General features: G+C 33.6%; 3 protein-coding genes. All 3 read right to left on the bottom strand.

What is annotated here, in order from left to right:
• The coding region (locus tag CI949_RS19910; protein WP_290769679.1) for an aminopeptidase P family N-terminal domain-containing protein at positions 1-659 on the bottom strand (659 nt) is incomplete at its 3' end.
• Positions 660-719: 60 nt separating this feature from the next.
• The gene (gene pta, locus CI949_RS19905) at positions 720-1,718 is read right to left on the bottom strand and encodes a phosphate acetyltransferase (RefSeq protein ID WP_089717522.1); all 999 of its coding nucleotides are present in this window, start codon (positions 1,716-1,718) and stop codon (positions 720-722) included.
• Positions 1,719-1,981: 263 nt separating this feature from the next.
• The coding region (locus tag CI949_RS19900) for a DMT family transporter (protein ID WP_290769676.1) at positions 1,982-2,375 on the bottom strand (394 nt) is incomplete at its 5' end.

Here is a 2,375-nt window from a genome sequence, read left to right as displayed (position 1 = left end):
GGCATTAAAGGTACTATGGCTGGATAATCTCCACCAAATTCTTCAGTTCCACTAATCTGGGCATGAGAAATTTCTGCAGCTGCATCACATTCTCTAACACCTACATTTACAGAGTCAATACCTATTTTCATAACCTTTTCTGCAATCTTACCAGCTCTCTTCATGAATTCAATTTCCTGAGCTGATTTAATAGCTCTAACTTTAGCTACTAAAAAAGTTGCATCCTTAAATCTAGCATTAGGTAAACTGTCATTTAAAATTTGATATGTTTTGTGAGTGAAATAGAACTGATCCATTTCTACACCAAAAACCTTGTCTTCCCAGCCTTTATCTTTAATAACATCTACAACAAAATCTATTGGATGTTTGCCAACTGGAGAATGAACATAGTCGTCAGCATAACTTCTAATATTCTCTTCACTCAAGAAAGTTGTTACTTTTGCAGCGTTTCCATCCATATTTCTACCAATCCATACTGGCTCATCCTGATCTAGGGAAACAATTACACACTGGTGAACATAAAATGACCAGCCATCATATCCTGTAAGATAATTCATGTTTGCTGGATGAGTAGCAATTAAAACTTCAATACCTGCTTCTTCCATTCTTTTTTTAGTCTTTTTGACCCGCTGTTCATACTCTTTTTCTGTAAATAACATTTTATTCCTCCTTATGATTTTATGTTAATTTAATTGTACTAACAACAAAACAAATTGAAATTAATGATTTTGAGCCTGAATCGCAGTGATAGCAGTTAGATTTACAATTTCTTCAACAGAACAACCTCTTGATAAATCATTAATTGGTGCTGCCAGCCCCTGTAGAATCGGGCCAATTGAATCAGCCTTTGCTAAACGCTGGGCCAGCTTAACCCCAATGTTGCTGGACTGCAGATCAGGGAAAATCAAAACATTTGCTCTACCTGCAATTTCACTTTCAGGTGCTTTTCTGACACCAACACTTTCGACAAGTGCAGCATCAGCCTGCATTTCCCCATCAACTTTTAAATCAGGAAACTTACTGTGAGCAATTTTTACTGCCTCCTGAACATTCGTCACATTTTCATGACGAGCACTGCCCATTGTTGAAAAAGAAAGCATCGCAGTTTTAGCTTCAAAACCTAATAAATCTTCAACTGTCTCAGCTGTAGATTGAGCAATTTCAGCTAACTGCTCAGAATTAGGAGTGGGATTAACCGCACAATCTGCAAAAGTTATAATCCCATCTTCGCCAAAGCTTTTATCTTTTAAAAGCAGTATTATTGCACTAGATACTGTTGAAATATCTGCCTTAGTTTTAATTATCTGAAAGGCAGGTCTTAAAACATTTCCGGTTGGATTATCCGCACCGGCAACCATTCCAGCCGCTTTATCTGTATAAATCATCATTGTACCAAAATACAGCGGATCTTTAATCATCTTTTCAGCATCTGCTTTACTGATTCCTTTGTGTTTTCTTAACTCATAAAATTCTTCTCTAAATTTTGATATGTAATCTGATTTTTCAGGATCAATAATTGTCAGACCTTCAAGATTTATATCTTTTCCAGCAGCAATTTTTTCAATTTTATTCAGATTACCTAAAATAACTATTTCGGCAATACCTTCTTTTTTTATAATTTCAGCAGCTTTAATAATTCTTTCATCTTCACCTTCAGCAAAAACAATCTTTTGCAAATCTGAAGCAGCTTTTTCTTTAAAGTTTTTTAATAATTCCACATATTCACCTCCTTTGAAAACTAACTGAAAGTTATTAAATAGCTTCAGTTTCAATTTTAAGGATAATAATTTTAATTTTTATTATCTTTTTTATTAGCTAGCGTATAATTTCCGCTACCAATAAAATTTAACCTTACTGTATTACAGATTGTCCGAAGGACATTTTGTTCCAAGTTTCAAACAATTGACAACAATATACAGTCATCTGTCGACAATCTCTTATATTTATAATTCTCTGCCAATTCAAAATATCCTTCTTTTTTTTAATAATTTTTTATAATTTTTTTCTGTTTTTTAAACAAGACTTGTGTGGATGCCGTCAAAACAAGGCCTACGCCGATAATTTGAATTAGACTAAATTGTTCAGAAAATATAATAAATGACAAAATAATTGTCATAATCGGTTCTGTCATTCCTAAAATTGACACAATTGTGGGGCTAGTAAGTTTGATACCCGCAAAAAACGACAAAAAACCACCAACTGTTATTAAAGTAATTAGGCCAACATAAATCCAACTAACAGGAGTGAAGCTAAAATTAAGCTTGTTTTGATATAACCCTGCAGCTAAAAAAGTAAAGGCTGCAAAAAAACAGATATAAGCAGTTGTAACTGCAAGAGGAATTGTGTCTAAAATATGTCTTCCATATATTGCATAT

The sequence above is a fragment of the Halanaerobium sp. genome, from assembly GCF_003070835.1.
Note: the sequence above shows the minus strand (reverse complement) of the source record. Positions and strands in the feature narration are given on the sequence as shown.